The following is a 23,101-nucleotide window of genomic DNA, read 5'->3' on the forward strand; positions in this document are numbered from 1 at the left end:
GCCGCGGCCGCCGTCCGGGCGGGCACTACACGGCCCCGGCGCGGGGGATTCACGGCCACGCCGGGGCCGGTTCGACCCCTGCACTGCCCGCTACCCGGCGTGTCGAAACGCTCCGTGCAGCGTGTCGGCGACGTTTGGCGGGCGGGGCGCACCCGAGAGCACGCCCCGGGGCCCCGCCCGCCGACAGCATGCGACAGCCGGATCCGTTCCGCAACAGATGTCTAGGACGTCTGGCGGACCGCCGTCAGTCCACGGACCTCGGCGTACCGCTCGCGCACGAACGGCACGGGATCGGCCTCGTGCACCTCGGTGCCCGGGGCCGGCCACCGGGGTGGGGTGCTCCCGCCGGCCAGCACCCAGGCCGCCTGCCGGGCCGCGCCGTCGGCGACGTACTCCGACGCCGGCGGGACGAGCACCGGCACGCCGAGGACGGCGGGGGCGACCCGGCGCACCGCCTCCGACTGCGCGCCGCCGCCCACGAGGAACACCCGGCGCACCGGCGTGCCCCCCGCCGCGACGGCGTCCAGCCCGTCGGCCAGCCCGCAGAGCAGCCCCTCCACCGCCGCCCGCGCGAGGTGCGCCCGGTCGGCGGTGGCCTGGGTGAGCCCGTGCAGCGCGCCGGTGGCGTCGGGCCGGTTCGGCGTCCGCTCCCCCTCGAGGTACGGCACCAGCACCAGCCCGCCGGCCCCGGCGGGCGCCGACAGCGCCAGCCGCGACAGCTCGGCGTGGTCGACCCCGAGCAGCCGGGCGGTCGCGTCGAGCACCTGGGCCGCGTTCAGCGTGGCGATCAGCGGCAGGAAGTGGCCGGTCGCGTCGGCGAACCCGGCCACCGTGCCGCTGGGGTCGGCCACCGGCTCGGTGGTCACCATGTCGACGACGCCGGAGGTGCCGATCGAGCAGACGACGTCGCCCGGCTCGGCGGCCAGGCCCAGCGCGGCCGCGGCGTTGTCCCCGGACCCGGGTCCGAGCGCCGCACCGCCGGACGCCGTCGTCCCGGCGCGCTCGGCCGGGCCGAGCACCCGCGGCACCACGGCGCCGTGCCCGAGACCGCGCTCGAGCAGGTCGGGCCGGTACTCCCCCGTCGCCGCCGACCAGTAGCCGGTCCCGCTGGCGTCGCCGCGGTCGGTGACCAGCCCGTCCAGGCCCGGCTTGCCGGCCAGAAGCCAGGTGAGCCAGTCGTGCGGCAGGCAGACCGCCGCGGTCCGGGCGGCGTTCTCCGACTCGTGCTCGGCCATCCACCGCAGCTTGGTCACGGTGAACGAGGCCACCGGCACCAGCCCGACGGCGTCGGCCCAGGCCGCTCCGCCGCCGAGCTCGGCGGTCAGGTCGAGCGCGGCCTGCGCGGAGCGGGTGTCGTTCCACAGCAGCGCCGGGCGGACCACCTCGCCGTCCTCGTCGAGGCAGACCATGCCGTGCTGCTGGCCGCCCACGGCGATCGCCGCGACGTCGTCCAGGCCACCGGCGTCGGCGAGCGCCGCGAGGAGCGCGCCCTCCCACGCCGCCGGGTGCACCTCGGTGCCCGGCGGGTGGGGGGCACGCCCCTCGCGGACCAGCGCGCCGGTCTCCGCGTCGCGGACGACGACCTTGCACGCCTGGGTCGACGAGTCGACCCCCGCGACCAGCATCAGCGCGCGCCGGTCAGGTGCTCCACCGCCAGCTGCGACAGGCGGACCGCGCCGGCGCCCCGTGCGGCCGCGGCGTCGACGTCGAAGTCCTCGAAGGCGGAGCGGTCGGCCAGCAGGTCCTCGTAGGTCTCGCCCGCGCCCAGGGTCGGCTGCGCGAGCTCGGGCACGCGGGCGGCCTCGAGCGCCTCCTGCACCTCCGGGTCGGCGCGGAAGGCCGCCGCGCGCTCCTTGAGGATCAGGTAGGTGCGCATGTTCGCCGCCGCCGACCGCCACACGCCGTTGAGGTCCTCGGTGCGCAGCGGCTTGTAGTCGAAGTGCCGCGGGCCGTCGTAGTCGCTGTTCTCGAGGAGGTCGACGGTGGCGAAGGCCGAGAGCAGGTCCCCGTGGCCGAAGACCAGGTCCTGGTCGTACTTGATGCCGTGCTGGCCGTTGAGGTCGATGTGGAAGAGCTTGCCCTGCCACAGCGCCTGGGCGATGCCGTGCGTGTAGTTGAGGCCGGCCATCTGCTCGTGCCCGACCTCGGGGTTGAGGCCCACCAGGTCGGCGTGCTCGAGGGTGGAGATGAAGCCGAGCGCGTGGCCGATGGTGGGCAGGAAGATGTCGCCGCGCGGCTCGTTCGGCTTGGGCTCCAGGGCGAAGCGCAGCCCGTAGCCGCGGTCGATCGAGTACTGGGCCAGGGTGTCGATGCCCTCGCGGTAGCGGTCCAGCGCCGCCCGCAGGTCCTTGGCGCTGTCGACCTCGGCGCCCTCGCGGCCGCCCCACAGCACGTAGACCTGCGCGCCCAGCTCGGCGGCGAGGTCCATGTTGCGCATGACCTTGCGCAGCGCGTAGCGGCGGATGTCGCGGTCGTTGGCGGTGAGCGCGCCCTCCTTGAACACCGGGTGGGTGAACAGGTTGGTCGTCGCCATCGGGACGACGATGCCGGTCTCCTCGAGCGCGGCCTTGAAGCGCTCGATGGTCTTGGCGCGCTCCGAGTCGTCGGAGCCGAACGGGATCAGGTCGTCGTCGTGGAACGTGACGCCGAAGGCGCCGAGCTCGGCGAGCTTGTGCACGGTCTCCACCGGGTCGATCGCCGGGCGGGTGGCGTCGCCGAACGGGTCGCGCGCCTGCCAGCCGACGGTCCAGAGGCCGAAGGAGAACTTGTCGTCACGGGTGGGGGTGGTCATCGCGGGATCTCTCCTCCGAGCGGGCGAGCGGTTTTGTTTCGCGCTGGAACATAATCCACGTCACAGCTAGTCTCAAGTGCGTGACGGAGCAGACGTCGCGCCGAGCCTCCCCGTGGTCGTCGCCGCGAACGGTGAACCTCGGCGTCGTCCTGCGCACCGTCTGCGCCGCACCTGGTCCGCTGTCCCGTGCGGCCGTCGCCGCGGCCACCGGGATGACCCGTGCGACCGCCGCGCGGCTGGTCGACGAGCTGCTCGCCGGCGGCCTGCTCGACGAGGGCGAGCGCATCGCCCCGGTCTCCCGAGGCCGCCCGGCGACCCCCCTGCTGCCCGGCTCGTCGTGGGCCGCGCTCGGGCTGCAGGTCGATGCCGGCCTGCTGGCGGCCCGGGTGGTCGACCTGCGCGGCCGGGTGGTCGCCGAGCGGGTGGAGGACGGCGACTTCGTGGGCAGCGACCCGGTGGCGACGCTGACCCGGCTGGGCGCGCTGACCACCGGCCTGCTCGCCAGGTCTTCTGCCGGGCTGCGGCTGGTGGGGGCCGGGCTCGCGCTGCCGGGCATCGTCGACGCCGACGCCGGCGTGCTGCTGCGGGCGCCCAACCTCGGCTGGTCCGACCTGCGGCCGGCCGACGTGCTCGACCTGCCCGCCGACCTCGTCCCGGTGCTCGGCAACGAGGCCGACCTGGCCGCGCGCACGGTCGCGGAGTCGGCGCCCGGCCGCGCCGGCGCGCACCGCGACTTCGTCTACCTGTCGGGGCAGATCGGCATCGGTGGCGCGGCGGTGCTGGGCGGGCAGGTCATGGCCGGCACGTCGGGCTGGGCCGGGGAGATGGGGCACGTCTGCGTCGACCCCGACGGCCCGGCGTGCCGGTGCGGCTCGACCGGCTGCCTCGAGCAGTACGCCGGCCGTTCGGCGCTGCTGGCGGCCGCCGGGCTGCCCCGGAACGCCGAGCCCGGCGACCTCCTCGACCGGGCCGCCGACGGCGACCCCGCCGTCCGCCGCGCGGTCGACGACGCCGCGCGGGCACTGGGCGTCGCGCTGGCCGGCGTGGTCAACGTGCTCGACATCCCGACCGTCGTCCTGGGCGGGCACCTCGGCGAGCTGGGCGAGCTGCTCTGCCCCCGCCTGGAGGAGCACCTCGCCCGGCGGGTGCTCTCCGCCCGCTGGCGCCGTCCCCGGGTGGACGCCGTGGTGGCCGCCCCGGCCGCGGGTGCGACGGGGGCCGCGCTGCGCGCGCTGGGCGACGTCGTCGCCGACCCAGCAGCCTGGTTGGCCTGAGCTCCGGTTCCGTCGCTGCGCGCCGGGGCACCTGGCGACGGTGTTCTTCCTCTTCTCCAGCCGCCTGGGCTGTCTCGGCTCGCTGGTCGTCTCCGCCCTGCTGACCCTCGTGCTCCTGCTCGTCTTCGACGTGATCTGACCGCACCGGCCCGCCGTGTCGACAGGTCGACATGTCGCTGTCGACCGGACCACATGTCGGCTTGCGGGCTTGCCGTGAAGCCGACATGTCGCCCCCGGGGCGCACCCCGGGCGGCCCGGTCGCGACCGGACGCCGCGTAACCGGCTCAGGTCGGTGAACGGCGCACCTGATAGCGCAGGTGGAGCACCCGGTCGCCCTGGATCGCCACGTCGGGCCCGTCCAGCAGGTGCTGCGCGTCGACCGACCCGAAGTAGCGCTTGCCGGACCCGAACGCGACGGGTACGACGTCCATGCGCGCCTCGTCGACCAGGCCCGCGGCGAGCACCTGGCCACCGACGTCGCCGGCCGCGACCTCGACGATGCGGTCCCCCGCGAGCTCCTGCGCCTTGGCCACGGCTGCCTCGACGCCGGCGACGAAGTGGAACGGCGCCTCGGGGTCCCAGCCCTCGGGCTTCGGCCGGTGCGTCACGACGACCACGTGGTCGATCCCACCCGGAGGCTGCCCGTCCCAGCCGTCCGTCATGTCGAAGACGTGGCGGCCGGCGATCGTGACTCCGATCTCGTCCCAGTACGGCCGGGTGTAGTCGTAGGACCTCTGCGACACCTTCACGCGCCGCTCTCGTCCAACGGGACGTCACCGCTGGACAACCAGTCGAACAGCGGGCTGGTCGTTCTCGTCCGCGATGAAGCCGTCCACCGACACCGAGGCGTACATGACCACCTTGCCCACGGGGCTCTCCTCTGCTCGGGGTGCCGTCACGACAGGCATGTCGTGAACTGTCGCTCTTGGGAGAAGCCAGTCGGCCGGCAGGGGCCGGCCGTCCAGCGCGTGGCCGGGACGTCCGCGCAGGAACCGCCGCCGGACGTCGAGGTACCGGACCGGCGTGAGCCCGGCGCCCTGTGCCCGAGAGCGACCCTCACGGGACCCGTTCGACGACCCCGGCCCGGCTGCTGCGCTCAGGAGTAGCTGAACAGCCGGGCGAGGTGCTCAGCGACGCTCAGGTACTCCTGCTGCGTGTGCAGCGCGCGCGGCACGTCACCGCCGGCAACCGCATCGGTGTCGATCAGCTCGTCGATCTGCCTGGCACGGTGACGGCAGGCGTTGATGATGAGATAGGCCATCTCGTCGCTGATGGACACTTCGCGCGTCATCGTCCCCCCACGCGGTCGGGCGTGTCGTCCACCCAGCATGGCGCATGGAACCCGTTCCGTCACGGCGGGGAGGGAGGTGGGCGGCTACCGGCCCTGCCCCGCGCGCCAGTCTGCCGTCAGAGCTGCCGCGGCCCATTGGAGCGGCGGTCACAGAGAACTTGTGCTCTGGCGACCGTTTGCCCCAGCGAGTCACCCTCGCACAGGATCGCGGGAGGTCGTCATGACGAGCCGACTGGTCAGGGCCACGGTTGTCGGCGGTGTCGGGTTGGCGCTGGCGGCGGCGGTGCCCACCTCAGCCCAGGCTGCAGCACTGGTCTTCCTCTTCCGGGACCAGGTGGACTGCGTGGCCGGCCCCAACGACGCCCCATTCCTGCCGGCTGGTGTTGGCATCACCAACTCCACGGTCGTGGTGACCCCTGATGGCGGTCTCAACGTCACCTGCTTCGGACAACTCCCCGAGGGTGTCCCAGCGCCGACCAAGACCTACGCGGGCTCCGCAACTTGTCACAGCGACACTGGAGTCGTGGGCCGGGAGCGCGTCGTTGTGACGACCAACGGCCGGATAACCATCACCTGTCACATCCCGCCGGCCTGACCGTCGATCCACGCAGTGCGCCCTCGTGAGGGCGTCCCGCAGGCCGCCCTCGGAGTGCGACCGGCACGAAGCCCCGAGCCGCCCACTCAAAAAGACATCACGCCTTGTTCGGGAGGCTGCCCACGGGCAGTGCGCGTTCACACCTGTGCTGCGATCGTGGCCACGGCGGCTCCGAGCAGCGCCAGCCCCAGGGCGGCGGGGATGCTGCGAGGCACCGTGCGCGCCTGGCCGATCCGTTCGTAGACCCGGTGGAGTCGGCGGCGCACCCGCTCGCCGTGGAGCATGCCGACGGCGAGCAGCAGCAGGCAGGGCAGGCAGTAGACGACGGCGTAGCCCACCAGTACCCACAGCCCGGTGGCCAGAGGCACGTCGGCGGTGACCAGGCGCTCGATGGCGATCAGGTACGGGAAGGCGTTGGGCAGGTCGGCCGCCGTGACGAGCACCCCGACGGGGGCAGCGGTCCACGGGCCGAACCAGCGGGGCAGGACGACCGCCGACCGGTGCTGCGGGCGCAGTCGACGGACGGCCGCCGTCAGCAGGAGCAGCGCGGCCAGGCCGAGCGCGCCTCGGCGCACCCACACCAGCCCGCCGGTGACCACATCGGCGGCCAGTTCCGCGCCGGCGTACACGGCCACCCCGACGGCGAGGACGGTCAGGTAGGCCCCGACCACGTACGCCAGCGCGGTGGCGAGCCGGCGCTGCAGCGGCGCCAGCAGGATCAGGGCGACGCCGGCGATGGTGGCCGGGTTCAACGAGTCGAGTGCTGCCAACCCGGCGACGCCTATCAGCAGGGCTGGAGTCATCGCCAGTTCACCACGGTCATGAGACCATGCTATTTCATGTGAGACGTCGAAGTCTCACGGAGCTAGGGTGGTGCCGTGCCCGAGGAATCGCTGCTGTCCCGCGCCGCCGAGGTCCTGTCCGCGGCACCGGCCGCGTCCATGGACGAGATCGCCGCAGCCGCGGGCGTCAGCCGGGCCACCCTGTTCCGGCGTTATCCGAACCGGCAGGTGCTGGTGTCAGCGGTGGCGCGCGCGGCCGCCGAGGCCTACGTCGCCGCCACGGACGTCGCCCGGCTCGAGGAAGGTCCGCCGGAGGACGCCCTGCGTCGGCTCCTCGCCGCGCTGGCCCCGCTGGGAGTCCGCTTCGGGCTGCTGACGTCCCAGCCGCTGGACGGACTGGTGGAGAAGGAACTCCTCGCCCTGGTGCGCGACAGCGACGACCAGCTGCGCGCACTGGTCCGGCGCGGCCAGGAGGACGGCGTGTTCCGCGTCGACCTCAGTGCCGAGTGGGTCGTCATCATGGTGACGTGGTTGCTCGTCGGCGCTGCCGACGGCGTCCGACTCGGGCTACTCGCCGCACGAGAGGTCGAACGACTCGTGACCGAGACGGTCCTGAGCGCGTTGAGACGGCCGAACGCACAGCGCTGACCGGTCGATCTCCACCTGTCGCACCACCCGACCCGGAACCCCACAAGGGCTCACCAGCCGCCCCGAGCGGTCCACCCGGAGACGGAAGACCGACAATTTGCGCGCTTCTTGCGGATTCGTGGAGATGGCCGTGCGGTGGGGTCGCCAAGGTCGTCGCTGTCAGCAGGAGAACCTGCCGCGGCGATCCAGACCGGAGCACCCTTCAGATGAGCAGCAACCGCACTCGGAACACGGCCCGGAAGATCCTGGGCTCGCTGGCGGCCGTCGGGGTCGCAGCCGCCGTCGCGGGGTTGGGCACCTTCGGCACCTTCACCGACAGCACCTCGGTGGACACCGCCGTGCAGGCCGGAACGCTGTCGATCGACCTGGGCGCCCCCGGCGGCCTCCCGCACACCATCCCGGTGACCACCAGCGGCTTCCTGCCCGGGGACTCGCTCACCCGGGCGATCAACCTGAGGAACGACGGCAACGTGACGCTCTCCTCGGTGAACCTCGCCACCACCACCGCCGGGTCGGCGAACGCCCTGACGACCGACCGGGTCAACGGTCTGCAGCTGACCCTGCAGCAGTGCTCGCGCGCCTGGACCAGGGGCGGGACCACCGAGTTGCCGACCTACACCTGCGGCGGCACGCAGCAGACCCTGTACGCCGGACCGGTGATCAGCACGGCCGCGCTGCCCGTCACGGGGTCCTTGAGCCCCGGCGGGGAGGACAACATGATCTTCACCCTCTCGCTGCCGACCACCGCCGGGAACGAGATGCGGGGACTGACCGCCACGCTGAACCTCGGATTCACCGCCGTGCAGGCCGCCGGCACGGCACGCTGAACCTGCCCGCGCGCCGTGGCGCCCCCTACGGACGGGCCGGCCGGCAGTCCACGCCCACCAGGGACACGGCGGTTCGCCAGCCTGAACGGCGCACACCGTTCAGGCGTGTTCCAAGGCCGCCTGATCCGAAGATCCCGTGGTCCTGGGGTTGAGGGCGACGCTGCAGCCGAGCGCCTGTGGCTCGCGGACGTGCTGGCGAACCTTGCGCTCGGGGTTGGTGCGGGGCGCGCTGACCGCAGCCGTGCCCGACGACGTGGTCGCCGTGGCCGCGCGGCCGCGCAACAGCAACGGCAAGCGGCTGGAGGTACCGCTCAAGCGCGTGCTGCAGGGGGTCCCGGCCGCCGTGAACGCCTCCGGCCGGTCGAGGCCGCCTCCAGGACGACGCGCTCCTCCCCCGCCGGGCATCGGCGACTCCGGGGCCCTACCGCACACCCGGTCCCCCCGGCCGGCACGACACGCCGTGCAGTTCGCGCAAACTTGCAGACTCTGCAAGTTTGTGGCACCATGACGGGGTGACCAGCGGCCTGCGCGAGCGCAAGAAGCTCGCCACCCGCCTCGCGCTGCACGAGGCGGCGCTGCGGCTGGTGGCCGAGCGCGGGCTGGAGCACGTGTCCGTCGACGACATCGCCGAGCGCGCCGACGTCTCGCCGCGGACCTTCTTCAACTACTTCTCCGGCAAGGACGAGGCCGTCCTGGGCCTGGACCCCGAGGCGTCGACGCGGCAGATCCAGGCGTTGCGCGACCGGCCGGCCGAGGAGTCGCCGCTGCAGGCGCTGCGGGCCGTGCAGCGTGTGCAGGCGGCGGAGATGGCCACCGAGACCGAGCTGTGGCCGCTGCGCCTCACGGTCATCGACGCCCACCCCGCCCTCGTCGGCCGGCTGGCCGCCGCGTTCGGGGAGTCCGAGCGGGCGCTCGCCGAGGCGATCGCCGAGCGCACCGGCAGCACCGTCGGCGTCGACGTCCTGCCCACCCTGCTGGCCGGCGTCGCCGCCGCGGTCATGCGCACGTCGCTGCACCGCTGGTTCACCACCGACTTCACCGCCTCGCTGCCCGACCTCGTCGACGAGGCCTGGGACGCCGTGGCCGCCGGACTGCCCACGCCGTCCTGACCCGCACCACCCGGTGCCGCGCACCCGCGGCACCTCCGCACGACCCGATGGAGTTCCCTTGCAGGCCCCGCTGACCGACAGCCCGCCGCCGATCGTCCTCACCCGGCGCCGGATCAACCTCATCTTCTCGGCGCTGCTCGCCGGCATGCTCATGGCCGCGCTCGACCAGACCATCGTGGCGACGGCGATGCCGACGATCGTCGGCGACCTCGGCGGCGTCTCGCACATGGCGTGGATGACGACCGCCTACCTGCTGGCCACCACGCTGGTCATGCCCGTCTACGGCAAGTTCGGCGACCTGTGGGGCCGCCGCAACCTGTTCCTCATGGCGATCGGGCTGTTCACGATCGCGAGCCTCGGCGCCGCGCTGTCGCCGGACTTCACCTGGCTGGTGATCTGGCGCGGGGTGCAGGGCCTCGGCGGCGGCGGGCTGATGATCCTCTCGCAGGCGATCATCGCCGACATCGTCCCGGCCCGGGAGCGGGCCAAGTACATGGGCCCGATCGGCGCCCTGTTCGGTCTCTCCGCCGTCGCCGGCCCGCTGGTCGGCGGGTTCTTCACCGACTCCGACCTGTTCGGCTGGCAGTGGTGCTTCTGGGTGAACGTGCCGGTCGGCCTGGCCGCGTTCCTGATCGGCCGGTTCGCGCTCACGCTGCCCCGCAAGCGCAGCACCACCCCGCTCGACTACGCCGGCATCGTCACCCTGTCGGCCACCACCACGTCGCTGATCATGTTCACCGACTTCGGCGGCAGCGACGGCTGGGGCGCCGGGGTCACGCTCGCGTGGCTGGCCGCGCTCGTCGTCTCGGCCGTGGCCTTCGTGCTGGTCGAGCGGCGGGCCGCCGAGCCGATCATCCCGCTAGGCTTGTTCCGCAACCGCACCTTCGTGGTGGCGACCGCGCTCGGCATGGCCGTGGGCCTGGGCATGTTCTCCGCGGTCGCGTTCATGCCGACGTTCCTGCAGATGAGCTCGGGCCTGTCGGCGGCCAACTCCGGCCTGCTCATGCTGCCGATGACCGCCGGCATCATCCTGACCATCCAGGGCTCGGCGTCGTTCATCGCGAGGACCGGCCGCTACAAGGTCTTCACGATCGCCGGCGCCGCGGTCATCGCGGCCACGATGGTCTGGATGACGACGCTGTCGGGCGCGACGTCGCTGTGGACGATCGGCCTGATGTTCTTCGCGCTCGGCGCCGGGCTCGGCCTGATCATGCAGAACGTCGTCCTGGCCGCGCAGAACGCCGTCCCGGCCGAGCAGATCGGCACCGCGACCTCCACGAACAACTACTTCCGCGAGGTCGGCGCCACCCTCGGCATCGCGCTGTTCGGCACGCTGTTCACCAGCCGGCTGGCCGACCACCTGGTCGGCGCGCTGACCGAGAACGGCGCGCAGGCGGTGCAGGCCGGCATCACCTCGGCCGACACGCTCACCCCGGCAGCGGTCGAGGCGGCCGGCGAGCCGCTGAAGACGGCGATCGTCGACGCGTACGCCGACTCGCTCGCCCCGGTGTTCTGGTACCTCGTGCCGATCCTGCTCGTCGCCGTCGTCCTGGCGTTCCTGCTCAAGGAGATCCCGCTGGCCGAGATCGCCGGCATGGTCGCCCGCGGCGAGGCGGTGGAGTCCGAGGAGGAGCTGGCCCGGCTCACCGCGCCGGTCGACGTCGTCGACGAGCGCGTGGTGGTCGAGCGGACCGACGACCGGGACGACGACCCGCGGGAGGCACCCGTCCCCGCGTAGCTGCACCGCCGCCCGAGGCCCGGAACCGCCACGGTTCCGGGCCCCAGGTGTTTGACGCCCCGAGATCAGGCGGCGGCGCGGGGACGGCGGTAGGCGGCGCGGGCCCACAGCCAGCCGACGACGCTCAGGCCCACGCACCAGGCGATCGCCGTCCACACCGTCGACGCCGGGATCGCGGTCCCGGCCAGCAGACCGCGGACGGTCTCGATGATCGGCGTGAACGGCTGGTTCTCGGCGAACCAGCGGACCGCCGCGGGCATGGTCTCCACCGGGACGAACCCGCTGCCGAAGAAGGGCAGCAGCATCAGGATCATCGGGGTGTTCGACGCCGACTCGACCGAGCGCGCCGCGGCGCCCATCGCCACGGTCAGCCAGGTGAGCATGAGCCCGAACAGGGTGAAGAAGCCCACCAGCCCCAGCCAGCCGAGCGCGTCGGCGCCGGACCGGAAGCCCAGCGCGACGGCGACGCCGAGCACGACGGCGCCGGCCAGGAGCGTCTGCACGACCGCGCCGATGACGTGCCCGCCCAGGACGGCGACGGGCGCGACCGGCATGGTGCGCAGCCGGGTGACGATCCCGCCGGTCATGTCCATGGCCACGGTGATCGCGGTGGCCTGGGCGATGGCGGCGGCCGTGATCACTAGGATCGCCGGCGTGATGTAGTCCAGGTACGCCGACCGACCGGCCGCGCCGGTCGCCGTGCCGGCGTCGACGCCGGCGCCGAACGCCCCGCCGAAGACGTAGACGAACAGCAGCAGGAGCACGACGGGCATGACGACCAGCTGCAGGCTCAGCGAGGGGTAGCGGACCATCCGCAGCATGCTGCGCCGCGTCATGGTCAGCAGGTCGCCGGCGGCGCGGGCCGGGGCGGAGGGCCCCGCGGGCAGGCCGACGGGGGCGGGAGCGACGGCGGCGGTCATCACGCCACCTCCTTCACGTCGTGATGGGACTCGGTCAGGGCGAGGAAGACGTCGTCGAGCGAGCCGGCGTCGTGGGCCGCCTTGAGGCCGGCGGGGGTGTCGTGGGCGACCAGGCGGCCCTCGTGCAGGACGGCGACGGAGTCGGCCAGCTGGTCGGCCTCGTCGAGGTACTGGGTGGTCAGCAGCACGCTCACGCCGCCGGCCACGAGGCCGCGCACCTGGTCCCACAGCTCCCGGCGGGCCCGCGGGTCGAGGCCGGTGGTGGGCTCGTCCAGGAAGACGACCTGCGGCCCCCCGACCAGGGTCATCGCCAGGTCGAGCTTGCGGCGCATGCCGCCGGAGAGCTGCTGGGCCTGCTTGCGGCCGGCGTCGGCCAGGCCGAAGCGCTCGACCAGCTCGGTGGTGCGGCGGCGGCCCTCCGCGCGGGGCAGGTGGAACAGGTCGGCCATCAGGCGCAGGTTCTCGGTGGCCGTCAGCAGCGGGTCGACGGCCGACAGCTGGCCGGTCACCCCGATCAGCTGCCGCACGACCTGCGGCTCGCGGGCGACGTCGTGGCCGAGGACGCGGGCGGTGCCGCTGTCGGCCGGCAGCAGGGTCGCCAGGATCGAGACGGTCGTGGTCTTCCCGGCCCCGTTCGGGCCGAGCAGGGCGGTCACGGTGCCGGCGGGCACCGCGAGGTCCAGGCCGGCGAGCACGGTCTGGTCGCCGTAGCGCTTGGACAGGCCGGCGACCTCGATCGCCGGGGGTGGACTGGTGGGCATGATCGCTCCTCGGGGCGTTGCCGGGGGCACTCCCGGCGGCGCCGGGAGCGTCAGATGTCGAGGTCCTCGACCTCGGGCTGGGTCGCGTAGGCCTCCACCAGTGCGGCCAGCTCGGCCGGGACCGCCGCCTGGAGCTCCTCGAAGGTGTCGAAGACCTCGAGGGTGGCCACGGCGGGGGTCTCGCCCCACTGCTGGTCGGCGGCGAAGTGCTTGCGCCAGCCGGTCAGCTGGCCGTCCTTGCCGGCCTTGTGCACGAACCCCTTGGGGAGCGAGACGTGCACGGCGAACTTGCCGGTGCGGGTGCGGTAGACGCGGAAGCGCTCCTCGCCGCCGCTGCCGCCGCTGCCGGTCCGGTGCCAGTCGACGAGCCGGACCCCCTGGAAGCGCTGCAGCCTCCCGGGCTCCACCCCGACGCGGACGGTGACCTCCTCGAACCCCTCGAGGCGGCCCTCCTCGACCTCGACCAGCCGGCGCAGGGCCTTGGAGATGGCCGCCGAGAGGTTGCCCCCGGTGAGCTCCTGCGCCCGCTGGAAGACGGGCAGGTCGGCGTCGGAGACGTAGATCGTCTTGTTCGGCACGGGACCATCATAGGCACGGCAGAAGTATATGCATACATGTACGTATAGAAGCAAGCGCGTTCCTGCGCCGCGCCGTGCGACGCGGAGCTCAGGCGGGGTCGAGGCCGGCGTAGACCCGCAGGGCGTTGCCGCCCCACACCAGCGGGACGACGTCGTCGGGGATGCCCAGGCCGGCCACGGCGCGGGCGTTGGCCGCCTGCCCGGGCACGCCGGGCCAGTCGGTGCCGTAGATGAACCGGCGCGCCAGGCGGGCGAGGTCGAAGCGGGCGTAGTACTCGGGCAGCCGCTTGGGCGGCAGGCCGGACAGCTCGATCCACACGTTGGGCCGGGAGACGGCGAGGAACGCCGCGGCGTCGTACCACCAGCCGCGCCCGCCGTGGGCGAGCACCACCTGCAGGTCGGGGAAGTCGCGCAGCACCGCGTCGAGCAGCTGCGGATCGGCGTAGGCGTTGGTCGACCCCGGGAAGCTGCTGGTGCCGCAGTGCACCACCAGCGGCACGCCGCGCTCCACCAGCACCGCGTAGGCCGGGTACAGCGCGGCGTCGTCGGCCCGGAAGCCGCCGTGCACCGGGTGGATCTTCAGCGCGGCCGCGCCCAGGTCGAGCTGGCGGGTCAGCTCGCGGGCGATCGGGAAGTGCAGGTGCGGGTTGACGTTGGCCACCGGCCGGAACCGCCGCGGGTTGGCCTCGACCAGCGGCAGCAGGTCGTCGAAGAGCTGGTAGCCGGTGGCCTTGGGGCTGTACTCGCAGAACAGCAGGGCGACGTCGACGCCCTCGGCGGCGAACAGCCGGTCCAGCGCCGCCGGGTCGGGCGTGCCGTCGGGCCGCCAGACCTCCTCGAGCACGCCCGGGCGGCCGAACTGCCGCGCCCAGTCGACCCACGCCGGGGCCAGCGAGCCGAGCACCGGGACGTGCACGTGCGCGTCCACCAGGACGTGTCCGTCGAGCACGGCTCCCGATCCTGCCTCAGCGGTAGGGGCTGAAGTCCGGCGGCCGTTTCTCGGCGAACGCCCGGGCGCCCTCCATGCCCTCCTCGCTGTGCACGAACTGCTCGAGCCCGTCGAAGGCCAGGTGGGAGATCCCGCTCTGGTGGTCGGTGTCGGCGTTGAACGAGTGCTTGAGGAACCGGATCGCCGTCGGCGAGTAGGAGCCGATCTTGCGCGCCCACTCGCGCGCCGTGTCCAGCAGCTCCTCCTGGGGGACGACGGCGTTGACCAGCCCCCAGCGCTCGGCGGTGGCCGCGTCGTACCGGTCGAGCAGGAACCAGATCTGGCGGGCCCGCTTCTCCCCCACCACGCGGGCCAGGTACGCCGTGCCGAAGCCGGCGTCGAACGAGCCCACCCGCGGGCCGGCCTGGGCGAACGTGGCGTTCTCGGCCGCGACGGTCAGGTCGCACAGCACGTGCAGCACGTGGCCGCCGCCGATCGCGATGCCGTTCACCGCGGCGATCACCGGCTTGGGGATGTCGCGGATGATGCGGTGCAGCCGCTCGATCTCGAAGGTGCCCCACTCGGTCTCGCCGTAGCCGCCGGTCTCGGCCCGCTCCTTGACGTCGCCGCCGGTGCAGAATGCCCGCTCCCCCGTCGCCGTCAGGATCACCGCGGCCACCCGGCGGTCGGCCCAGGCGTGCTTGAACGCCGCGATCAGCTCGTCGACCGTGCGGCCGCGGAAGGAGTTCATCCGCTCCTGCCGGTCGATGGTGATGACCGCGTGGTTGTCCTCCTCCACGGCGTACCGGACGTCGGTGAACTCCTCGAGCCGCATGCGATCCCCTCCGCCGGACGCCGGTATGTCGTCATGTTGACGGTCGTAACGGAGGGGTGGCAACCTCCGCCGCATGCCCGCCCGCCGCTGCCTGGTGACCGGCGCGGGGCGCGGCATCGGCGCCGCGGTGGCCCGCCGGCTCTCGGCCGAGGGGCATTCCGTCGCGCTCACCGCGCGCAGCGCCGACGAGCTCGCCGCGGTCGCCGCCGGCCTGGCCGGTCCCTCCCTCGTCGTCCCGGCCGACCTCACCGGTCCCCCCGCCGCGGAGGACGTGCTGGGCCGCGTGGAGGAGGAGTGGGGCGGGCCGGTGGAGGTGCTGGTCCTCAACGCCGGCGCCGCGACCTCCGCGCCGCTGGCCCGCACCACCGACGCCGACTGGGACCGGATGCTCGCGGTCAACCTCACCGCGCCGTTCCGCCTGCTCCGCCGGGCGCTGCCGCCGATGGTCGAGCAGGGCTGGGGCCGCGTCGTCGCCGTCGCGTCGATCGCGGCCAAGCGCGGCGACCCCTACGTGGCCGCCTACACCGCGTCCAAGCACGGCCTGCTCGGGCTGGTCCGCTCGGCGGCGGCCGAGGTGGCGCGCACCGGGGTGACCGTCAACGCCGTCTGCCCCGGCTACGTGGACACCCCGATGACCGACCGGACCGTCGAGAACATCAGCGCCACCACCGGCCGGACGGCGGAGCAGGCCCGCGAGGCGCTGGTGCGCCGGCAGCCGATCGGCCGGCTGGTCACGCCGGAGGAGGTCGCCGACGCCGTGCTGCTGTGCGTGGCGAACGCGGCGATCACGGGGCAGGGCATCGACGTGGACGGAGGGGCGGTGCAGTCGTGAGCCGACAGGGGCGTGAGCATCGCAGCGAGGAACGAGCGAGGAGCGGAGCGCCCCGCGGAGGCGAACCATGGACGTCGTGAGCGAAAGGGTCAACCCACCGGAGCTGGCGCGGCCGGCGGGCTTCGCGCACGCCGTCGTCGCCGGCCCCGGGCGGACGGTGTTCCTGGCCGGGCAGACGGCGATGGACGCCGACGGGCGGATCGTCGGCGAGGGCGTGGTCGCCCAGTTCGAGCGGGCGCTGGGCAACCTGCTCACCGCGCTGCGCGCCGCCGGCGGCGAGCCGGCGCACCTCGTCTCGCTCACCGTCTACGCCGTCGACCTCGCCGACTACCGGGCGCACGCCGGCGAGATCGGCGGGGTGTGGCGGCGGCTGGTCGGCCGCGACTACCCGGCGATGGCCGGCATCGGGGTGGCCCGCCTCTGGGACGACGAGGCGCTGGTCGAGGTGCAGGGCACCGCCGTCGTCCCCGGCTAACCGAGCACGCGCGTGGCGTGGACCTCCGCCGGTGCGGCGAGGACGGCGCTCAGCTCGACGAAGAGGTCCGCGGCGCGGGCGCCGTTCCAGCCGGCGGGCAGCAGCGCCAGCGGGAGGCCGGGGTCGGCGTAGGGCAGCCGCCGCCAGTCGGTGACCAGCCGCACGTGGTCGGCGAACGCCGTCTCCGGTGACCAGCGCCGCAGCACCGGCTCCTGCCGCTCCAGGAACTCCGCGTACCGGGCCTGCAGGGCCTGGAGGTCCCACCACCGCGCCACGTCCGCCGCGGGGTCGCCGGAGCCGACGTGCCGGCCGGCGAACAGCTCGACGTAGCCGTCGAGCCCGCGCCGGTGCAGCACCTCGGTCACCTCGTCGGTGAGGTGGCCGGGGGCGATCCACACGCCGGGCGCCACCGTGCCGCAGCCCAGGCGGGTCAGCTCCACCCGCAGCCGGTGCCGCCGGTCGCGCTCCGACTCGGGCACCGAGAAGACGACGGTCAGCCAGCCGTCGCCGACCTCGGCCCGGCGGCGGCCGAAGATGCGCGCGTCGCCCTCGGCGAGCACCTCCACCGCGTCGGCCGACAGGGCGTAGCCCGCGACGCCGGCCTCCGGGCGGGCCACCAGCAGGCCGCGCCGCTTGAGCCGCGAGATCGACGACCGGACGGCGGGCTCGTCGACCCCGAGGTCGGCCATCAGCCGCACGACCGACGCCACCGACAGCCAGCCGCCGCGCTGCCGGGCCCACAGCCCGTACAGCGTCACGATGAGCTGCCGCGGCTGCAGGCCGGCCCCCGCGGCTGCCTCCTGGACGACGGTCACGAGGTCACGATAGGTGCTCCATGGCGTCCCGTTGACTCCCGTCAGGACGGCGGCATACTGGCCCCACGGTGCCGCCGGCCCACCGCTGCGCCGGCGGCCGCTGCCGGGAGGTCCCCATGACCCTCACCCCCGCCGCCCTCACCCCCTCGGCCCACGTCGACCCCTTCTGCCGCGAGCACCTGCCGCCCCGGGAGCAGTGGCCGGTGCTCGACCTCGGCGACCTGCCCTACGGGCCGCGGCTCAACTGCGCCGCCGAGCTGCTCGACGCCACCATCGACCGGCTCGGCGCGGACCGGCCGTGCCTGCGCACCCCCGACGGCACCTCCTGGAGCTACGGGGACCTGCGCGCGCACGCCGAGCGGATCGCCGCCGTCCTGGTCGAGGAGCTCGGCGTCGTCCCCGGCACGCGGGTGCTGCTGCGCGGGTTCAACGAGCCGTGGCTGGTCGCCTGCTGGTTCGCCGTCCTGCGGGCCGGCGCGGTGGCGGTGACGACGATGCCACTGCTGCGCGCCGCGGAGCTGGCCACCGTGGCCGAGATCAGCCGGCCCGCCGTGGCGCTGTGCGACGCCCGGCTGCTGGCCGACCTGGAGCGGGCCGCCGTCCCCGGCCTGACCACCGTCGCGTTCGGCGGCGACGGGCACGACGACCTGCTCCCCCGGGCCGCCGCCCGGCCGACCGGCTTCCCCCCGGTCGACACCGCCGCCGACGACGTGGCGCTGCTGGCCTTCACCTCCGGCACCACCGGCCGGCCCAAGGCGACCATGCACTTCCACCGCGACGTGCTGGCCATCGCCGACACCTTCTCGGCGCACGTGCTGCGGCCCGAGCCGGACGACGTCTTCACCGGCACCCCGCCGCTCGCGTTCACCTACGGCCTGGGCGGGCTCGTCGTCTTCCCGCTGCGCGTCGGCGCCAGCGTGCTGCTGCTCGAGAAGGCCACCCCCGAGCAGCTGGCCGCGGCGGTGGCGGCGCACGGCGTCACGGTGCTGTTCACCGCGCCGACCATGTACAAGGCGGTCGTCGCCGGCGGGTGGGCCCGCGGCCTCGCCGGCCTGCGCCGGGCGGTGTCGGCCGGCGAGACGCTGCCGGAGGCGGTCTGGCGGGCCGTGCACGACGCGACCGGGGTGAAGATCATCGACGGCATCGGCGCCACCGAGATGCTGCACATCTTCATCTCCGCCGCCGACGACGACATCCGCCCCGGCTGCACCGGCCGCGCCGTCCCCGGCTACACCGCCGCGGTGCTCGACGACGACGGCAACCCGGTGCCCGACGGCACCGAGGGGCACCTCGCCGTCCGCGGGCCCACCGGCTGCCGCTACCTCGGCGGTGACCGGCAGACCGAGTACGTGCGGCACGGCTGGAACTACACCGGCGACACCTACGTCCGCGACGCCGACGGCTACTTCCGCTACCGGGCGCGCACCGACGACATGATCGTCTCGGCCGGCTACAACATCGCCGGCCCCGAGGTGGAGCAGGCGCTGCTGGGCCACCCGGACGTCGTCGAGTGCGCCGTCGTCGGGGCACCCGACCCCGACCGCGGCATGGTGGTCAAGGCGTTCGTCGTCCTCAACCCCGAGCGCGCGGGCGAGGTGACCGCCGAGGAGCTGCGGGCGTTCACCAAGCAGGCCATCGCCCCGTACAAGTGCCCGCGGGTGGTCGAGTTCGTCGACGAGCTGCCGCGGACCAACACCGGCAAGCTGCAGCGCTACCGGCTGCGCTGAGGGGACGACGGATGCGCATCGCGGTGGTCGGCGGGGGCCCGGGCGGCCTCTACTTCTCGGCCCTGGTCAAGCAGCTCGACCCCACGCACGAGGTGACGGTCTGGGAGCGCAACGCCCCCGACGACACCTTCGGCTTCGGCGTCGTCTTCTCCGACGAGACGCTCGGTGGCATCGAGCACGCCGACCCCGTCGTCCACCGCGAGATGGAGCAGCACTTCGCGCGCTGGGACGACATCGACGTCCACTTCCGCGGCACGGTGACCACCTCGGGCGGCCACGGCTTCGCCGCGATGAGCCGCAAGGAGCTGCTCGGCATCCTGCAGCGCCGCTGCGCCGACCTCGGCGTGAGGGTGCACTTCCGCACCGAGGCACCGGACGTCGAGGAGCTGCGCCGCACCGCCGACCTCGTCCTCGCCGCCGACGGCGCCAACTCCCGGGTCCGCGCCCGCTACGCCGACGTCTTCGGCCCCACGCTGGAGACCCGGCACAGCCGGTACATGTGGCTGGGCACCGACCTGGTGTTCGAGGCCTTCAAGTTCTACGTCGAGGAGACCCCGCACGGGGTCATGCAGATCCACGGCTACCCGTACGACCGCACCGGCAGCACGTTCATCGTCGAGATGCACGAGCGGGTGTGGCAGCGGGCGTTCGGCGACGTCGCGGCGGTCGACCTGGCGCCCGGCGAGAGCGACGAGAAGTCGATCGAGCTGGTCCGGCAGCTGTTCGCCGACGTCCTCGACGGCCACCGGGTGTTCGCCAACAACTCGAAGTGGCTGAACTTCCTGTCGCTGTCCAACCGCACCTGGCGGCACGGCAACCTGGTGCTGATCGGCGACGCCGCGCACACCGCGCACTTCTCCATCGGCTCGGGCACCAAGCTGGCCATGGAGGACGCCCTCGCCCTGGCCGCCTGCCTGCACGAGCAGCCCGACCTCGACGCCGCGCTGACCGCCTACGAGGAAGAACGGCGGCCGGTCGTGCTCTCCACCCAGCGCGCGGCCAAGGCCAGCATGCAGTGGTTCGAGGACATCGGGCACTACGTGCACCAGGACCCCGAGCAGTTCGCGTTCAACATCGTCACCCGCAGCCGCCGGGTGACCCACGAGAACCTGCGGCTGCGCGACCCCGAGTTCGTCGCCGGCGTCGACGCCTGGTTCGCGCGCAGCCAGCCCGAGCCGACGACGCCGCGGCCGCCGATGTTCCACTCCTTCCGCCTGGGGGAGCTGGAGCTGAAGAACCGCGTCGTCGTCTCCGCGATGGACATGTACTCCGGCGAGGACGGGCTGCCGACCGACTTCCACCTGGTGCACCTGGGCAGCAAGGCGCTCGGCGGCGCCGGGCTGGTGATGACCGAGATGGTGTGCGTCAGCCCGGAGGCGCGGATCAGCCTGGGCTGCACCGGCCTGTACACCGCGGAGCAGGAGCGGGCCTGGACCCGGGTCGTCGACTTCGTGCACGGGCACACCGACGCGCGGATCGGCGTCCAGCTGGGCCACTCGGGCCGCAAGGGCTCGACGAAGCGGATGTGGGAGGGCATCGACGAGCCGCTGCCCGACGGGAACTGGGAGGTCGTCGGCCCGTCGCCGATCCCCTACTCCCCCGCCAACCAGGTGCCGCGGGAGCTCTCCGAGAGCGAGCTGGCGGGGATCCGCCAGCAGTTCGTCGCCAACGCCCGGGCGGCCGCACGCGCCGGCTTCGACCTGCTCGAGCTGCACTGCGCGCACGGCTACCTGCTGTCGTCGTTCATCTCGCCGCTGTCCAACCGCCGCACCGACCGCTACGGCGGTCCGCTGGAGAACCGGCTGCGCTACCCGCTGGAGGTGTTCGACGCCGTCCGCGAGGTGTGGCCGGCCGGGCGGCCGATGACCGTGCGGATCTCGGCGACCGACTGGTGCGAGGGCGGCACCGACGTGGACGACGCGGTGGCGGTGGCCCGCGCCTTCGCCGAGCACGGCGCCGACGGCATCGACGTCTCCACCGGCCAGGTGGTCAAGGAGGAGCGCCCGGCGTTCGGCCGCAGCTACCAGACCCCGTACGCCGACCGGATCCGCAACGAGGTGGGCCGCGAGTTCGGCGTCGCGGTGATCGCCGTGGGCGCGATCTCCAGCCACGACGACGTCAACTCCATCCTGCTGGCCGGGCGGGCCGACCTGTGCGCGCTCGGCCGGCCGCACCTCTACGACCCGCAGTGGACGCTGCACGCCGCGGCCGAGCAGGAGTGGGCCGGGCCGGGCGCCACCTGGCCCGCGCCGTTCCGGGCCGGCAGCCGGCGGCCGCAGACCGGCCGCAGCGACGGGCCGCGGCCCCGGCTGGAGCTGATCCGCCGCGGCGAGCCGCGCACCCGCCATGCACGCTGGACCCCGTGAGCAGGCTGCAGCGCGTCGGCGCCCCCGCGCTGTTCGTGCTGCTGTGGAGCACCGGGTTCGTCGGCGCGAAGTACGGGCTGCCCTACGCCGACCCGTTCACCTTCCTCGGCGTCCGGCTCGCGCTGGCCGCGGTGCTGCTGGCCGGCATCGCCGCCGCGCTGCGCTCGGCCCGGCCCCGCGGCGCGCAGTACGGGCAGGCGGCCGTCGCCGGGCTCCTGCTGCACGCCGGCTACCTCGGCGGGGTCTTCTACGCGATCTCGATCGGGGTCCCCGCCGGGGTGTCGGCGGTGGTGGTGAGCCTGCAGCCGGTGCTGGTCGCCGTCCTCGCCGCCCGGGTGCTCGGCGAGCGGCCGACCGCGCGGCAGTGGGTCGGGCTGGGGCTCGGCCTGGTCGGGGTCGCGCTCGTCGTCGTCCCCGGGGTGCTGGCCGCCGGCCCGGTCGGGCCGCTGCCGCCGGCCGGGCTGCTGGCCTGCGTCGTCGCGCTGGCCGCCGGCACCTACGGCACCGTGTTCCAGAAGCGGCACGGCGAGGCCGTGCCCCTGCTGTGGGGGACGGCGGTGCAGTACGCGGCGTCGGCGGTGCTGCTGCTCGCGATCGCCCTGGCCACCGAGGACCTGCGCATCGAGTGGACCGGCGAGTTCGTCGCCGCCTTCGTCTGGCTGGTCGTCGTGCTGTCGCTCGGCGCGGTGCTGCTGCTCCTGCTGCTGCTGCGCCGCGGCAGCGCGGCGAGCGTGTCGAGCCTCTACTTCCTGGTCCCGCCGGCCACCGCGGTCGAGGCGTACCTGGTGTTCGGCGAGCGCCTGGCGCCGGTCTCGCTGGTCGGCATCGGGCTGACCGCGCTGGGCGTGGCCCTCGTCGTGGTGCCCGCTCGCATCCCCGCGGCGGTCAGCGAGCCCGGCTGAGCTCCGCCCACGCGGCCTGCGCCCGGGGGGCCCAGGCGGCGTGCCGCTCGCGGAAGACCTCGGCGGCCCGGTGCCCGCTCCAGCGCGGCGGCAGGAGCTCGCGCGGCAGGCCGGGGTCGAGCAGCGGGAAGCGGCGCCACTCCTGCACGAGCCGGATCTGGGCCAGCAGGGCCTGCCGGTCGGTCCGCGGCCGGCGGCGGCCTACCAGCTCGAGGAAGTCCTCGTACCGCTCCTCCACCGCGTCGAGCTCCCACGCGGCCCGGACGAGCGAGCGCTCGTCGCCCACGGCGCCGGCGGTGGCCACGAACGACCAGCTGCCCGCCAGCAGGCCGAGCTCCTCCAGCACCGTGCGCGCCGCCGCCTCCCGGTCGACCCGGGGTGTCACCCACGTGCCGGCCCGCGGCGAGCCGAGGCCGACCCAGCCCAGCCGGGTGCGCAGCCGCGAGCGCAGGGCCCGGTTGTTCTCGGGCACCCCGACGCTGAGCACCAGCCAGCGGTGGTCCCACGGCTGCTCGGGCGCGGCGAAGCCGTAGATCCGCTCGGTGCCCTCGCGCAGCAGGGCGACGCCGGACGGCGTCAGCCCCCAGCGGGTCTCGCGCCCGAACCGCCGCGCCTCGATCCAGCCGGAGTCGGCGGTGCGCATGATGGCCTGCCGGGCCGCCTTCTCGGCCACGTCGAGCTCGCCGAGCAGCTCCAGCAGGGTCGCCGTCCACACCGGCTGCGCCGCGGGCAGCACGAACTCGCCGAGCACGGTGAGCAGCAGGCTCCGGGCGCTGCCGGCGCCCAGCTCGCGCCGGGCCGGGACGGGCTCGACCTCGTCGAGCTCCTCGACCGGCGCGGGGTTCACGGCGTCCATCGTGGCACCCGGCCCTCCCGTCCCCGCCGTCCCTCCGGGGCGCACCACCCC

The 23,101-nt window shown here is 74.1% G+C and carries 23 protein-coding genes; 11 read left to right on the forward strand and 12 right to left on the reverse strand.

All coding sequences use genetic code 11. The features are described from left to right. Window positions 1-221 precede the first annotated feature (221 nt). Both xylB and xylA read right to left on the reverse strand, forming a co-directional pair. Window positions 222-1,625 carry a xylulokinase gene (gene xylB, locus ACI797_RS01555; RefSeq protein ID WP_456856579.1) on the reverse strand — a complete coding sequence of 468 codons (1,404 nt, stop codon included), beginning with the start codon at window positions 1,623-1,625 and terminating at the stop codon, window positions 222-224. Beyond that, window positions 1,625-2,791: a xylose isomerase gene (gene xylA / locus ACI797_RS01560; RefSeq protein WP_456856581.1), complete on the reverse strand. Its 1,167-nt coding sequence runs from the start codon at window positions 2,789-2,791 to the stop codon at window positions 1,625-1,627. The genes xylB and xylA overlap by 1 nt, the downstream gene beginning before the upstream one ends. Before the next feature lie 80 nt (window positions 2,792-2,871). Here xylA and ACI797_RS01565 point away from each other — a divergent pair, with 80 nt between their 5' ends. Continuing rightward, a complete protein-coding gene (locus ACI797_RS01565) occupies window positions 2,872-4,065 on the forward strand; it encodes an ROK family protein (RefSeq protein ID WP_456856583.1) in 1,194 nt (397 codons plus the stop codon). Between the two features lie 284 nt (window positions 4,066-4,349). Here the strand turns inward: ACI797_RS01565 and ACI797_RS01570 are convergent, their stop codons facing one another. After that, window positions 4,350-4,814 carry a dihydrofolate reductase family protein gene (locus ACI797_RS01570; RefSeq protein WP_456856585.1) on the reverse strand — a complete coding sequence of 155 codons (465 nt, stop codon included), beginning with the start codon at window positions 4,812-4,814 and terminating at the stop codon, window positions 4,350-4,352. Window positions 4,815-5,161: 347 nt separating this feature from the next. Beyond that, window positions 5,162-5,344 (reverse strand): hypothetical protein, encoded by a 183-nt coding sequence (locus ACI797_RS01575; protein ID WP_456542078.1) that lies wholly within the window; start codon window positions 5,342-5,344, stop codon window positions 5,162-5,164. Window positions 5,345-5,576: 232 nt separating this feature from the next. Between ACI797_RS01575 and ACI797_RS01580 the strand changes: the two genes are divergently transcribed. Continuing rightward, window positions 5,577-5,951: a hypothetical protein gene (locus tag ACI797_RS01580; protein WP_456856587.1), complete on the forward strand. Its 375-nt coding sequence runs from the start codon at window positions 5,577-5,579 to the stop codon at window positions 5,949-5,951. A gap of 137 nt (window positions 5,952-6,088) precedes the next feature. On the opposite strand, the gene ACI797_RS01585 is transcribed toward ACI797_RS01580, so the two are convergent. Then, on the reverse strand, window positions 6,089-6,754 hold the full coding sequence (locus ACI797_RS01585; RefSeq protein ID WP_456856589.1) for a GAP family protein: 666 nt from the start codon (window positions 6,752-6,754) through the stop codon (window positions 6,089-6,091). 75 nt (window positions 6,755-6,829) lie between these two features. On the opposite strand from ACI797_RS01585, the gene ACI797_RS01590 reads away from it, so the two are divergent. The 4 genes from ACI797_RS01590 to ACI797_RS01605 all read left to right on the forward strand — a co-directional run bounded on the left by ACI797_RS01590 (window position 6,830) and on the right by ACI797_RS01605 (window position 11,055). After that, window positions 6,830-7,381, forward strand: coding sequence for a TetR/AcrR family transcriptional regulator (locus tag ACI797_RS01590; RefSeq protein WP_456856591.1), 552 nt, complete (start codon window positions 6,830-6,832; stop codon window positions 7,379-7,381). 206 nt (window positions 7,382-7,587) lie between these two features. Beyond that, window positions 7,588-8,208, forward strand: coding sequence for a TasA family protein (locus ACI797_RS01595; protein WP_456856593.1), 621 nt, complete (start codon window positions 7,588-7,590; stop codon window positions 8,206-8,208). A gap of 512 nt (window positions 8,209-8,720) precedes the next feature. Beyond that, window positions 8,721-9,317, forward strand: coding sequence for a TetR/AcrR family transcriptional regulator (locus ACI797_RS01600; RefSeq protein WP_456856595.1), 597 nt, complete (start codon window positions 8,721-8,723; stop codon window positions 9,315-9,317). Between the two features lie 58 nt (window positions 9,318-9,375). After that, window positions 9,376-11,055 (forward strand): DHA2 family efflux MFS transporter permease subunit, encoded by a 1,680-nt coding sequence (locus tag ACI797_RS01605; RefSeq protein ID WP_456856597.1) that lies wholly within the window; start codon window positions 9,376-9,378, stop codon window positions 11,053-11,055. Window positions 11,056-11,120: 65 nt separating this feature from the next. On the opposite strand, the gene ACI797_RS01610 is transcribed toward ACI797_RS01605, so the two are convergent. The 5 genes from ACI797_RS01610 to ACI797_RS01630 all read right to left on the reverse strand — a co-directional run bounded on the left by ACI797_RS01610 (window position 11,121) and on the right by ACI797_RS01630 (window position 15,077). Next, the gene (locus tag ACI797_RS01610) at window positions 11,121-11,975 is read right to left on the reverse strand and encodes an ABC transporter permease (protein ID WP_456856600.1); all 855 of its coding nucleotides are present in this window, start codon (window positions 11,973-11,975) and stop codon (window positions 11,121-11,123) included. After that, window positions 11,975-12,736, reverse strand: a complete 762-nt coding sequence (locus ACI797_RS01615; protein ID WP_456856601.1) for an ABC transporter ATP-binding protein — start codon at window positions 12,734-12,736, stop codon at window positions 11,975-11,977. Before ACI797_RS01615 ends, ACI797_RS01610 begins: the two co-directional genes overlap by 1 nt. Window positions 12,737-12,786: 50 nt before the next feature. Next, window positions 12,787-13,314, reverse strand: coding sequence for an EXLDI protein (locus ACI797_RS01620; protein WP_456856603.1), 528 nt, complete (start codon window positions 13,312-13,314; stop codon window positions 12,787-12,789). An 88-nt stretch (window positions 13,315-13,402) separates the two neighbouring features. Next, on the reverse strand, window positions 13,403-14,263 hold the full coding sequence (locus tag ACI797_RS01625; protein WP_456856605.1) for an amidohydrolase family protein: 861 nt from the start codon (window positions 14,261-14,263) through the stop codon (window positions 13,403-13,405). A 16-nt stretch (window positions 14,264-14,279) separates the two neighbouring features. Then, entirely contained in the window at window positions 14,280-15,077 is a 798-nt protein-coding gene (locus tag ACI797_RS01630; protein WP_456856607.1) for an enoyl-CoA hydratase-related protein, read from the reverse strand. Between the two features lie 73 nt (window positions 15,078-15,150). On the opposite strand from ACI797_RS01630, the gene ACI797_RS01635 reads away from it, so the two are divergent. Both ACI797_RS01635 and ACI797_RS01640 read left to right on the forward strand, forming a co-directional pair. Then, the gene (locus ACI797_RS01635; RefSeq protein ID WP_456856609.1) at window positions 15,151-15,909 is read left to right on the forward strand and encodes an SDR family NAD(P)-dependent oxidoreductase; all 759 of its coding nucleotides are present in this window, start codon (window positions 15,151-15,153) and stop codon (window positions 15,907-15,909) included. Between the two features lie 67 nt (window positions 15,910-15,976). Then, a complete protein-coding gene (locus ACI797_RS01640) occupies window positions 15,977-16,384 on the forward strand; it encodes a RidA family protein (protein WP_456856611.1) in 408 nt (135 codons plus the stop codon). Here ACI797_RS01640 and ACI797_RS01645 read toward each other — a convergent pair. Further along, on the reverse strand, window positions 16,381-17,199 hold the full coding sequence (locus ACI797_RS01645; protein ID WP_456856613.1) for a PaaX family transcriptional regulator: 819 nt from the start codon (window positions 17,197-17,199) through the stop codon (window positions 16,381-16,383). The genes ACI797_RS01640 and ACI797_RS01645 overlap by 4 nt on opposite strands. 116 nt (window positions 17,200-17,315) lie before the next feature. Between ACI797_RS01645 and ACI797_RS01650 the strand changes: the two genes are divergently transcribed. From ACI797_RS01650 to ACI797_RS01660, 3 genes are read left to right on the forward strand one after another with little or no spacing between them, the layout of a single operon-like run. After that, window positions 17,316-18,926 carry an AMP-binding protein gene (locus ACI797_RS01650; RefSeq protein WP_456856615.1) on the forward strand — a complete coding sequence of 537 codons (1,611 nt, stop codon included), beginning with the start codon at window positions 17,316-17,318 and terminating at the stop codon, window positions 18,924-18,926. 11 nt (window positions 18,927-18,937) lie between these two features. After that, window positions 18,938-21,292 carry a bifunctional salicylyl-CoA 5-hydroxylase/oxidoreductase gene (locus ACI797_RS01655; RefSeq protein WP_456856617.1) on the forward strand — a complete coding sequence of 785 codons (2,355 nt, stop codon included), beginning with the start codon at window positions 18,938-18,940 and terminating at the stop codon, window positions 21,290-21,292. Further along, window positions 21,289-22,194: a DMT family transporter gene (locus tag ACI797_RS01660; RefSeq protein WP_456856619.1), complete on the forward strand. Its 906-nt coding sequence runs from the start codon at window positions 21,289-21,291 to the stop codon at window positions 22,192-22,194. Before ACI797_RS01655 ends, ACI797_RS01660 begins: the two co-directional genes overlap by 4 nt. Here ACI797_RS01660 and ACI797_RS01665 read toward each other — a convergent pair. Continuing rightward, window positions 22,178-23,041, reverse strand: coding sequence for a PaaX family transcriptional regulator (locus tag ACI797_RS01665; RefSeq protein ID WP_456856621.1), 864 nt, complete (start codon window positions 23,039-23,041; stop codon window positions 22,178-22,180). The two genes, ACI797_RS01660 and ACI797_RS01665, sit on opposite strands and share 17 nt — an antisense overlap. Window positions 23,042-23,101 lie beyond the last annotated feature (60 nt).

The sequence above is a fragment of the Geodermatophilus sp. SYSU D00691 genome, from assembly GCF_054050275.1.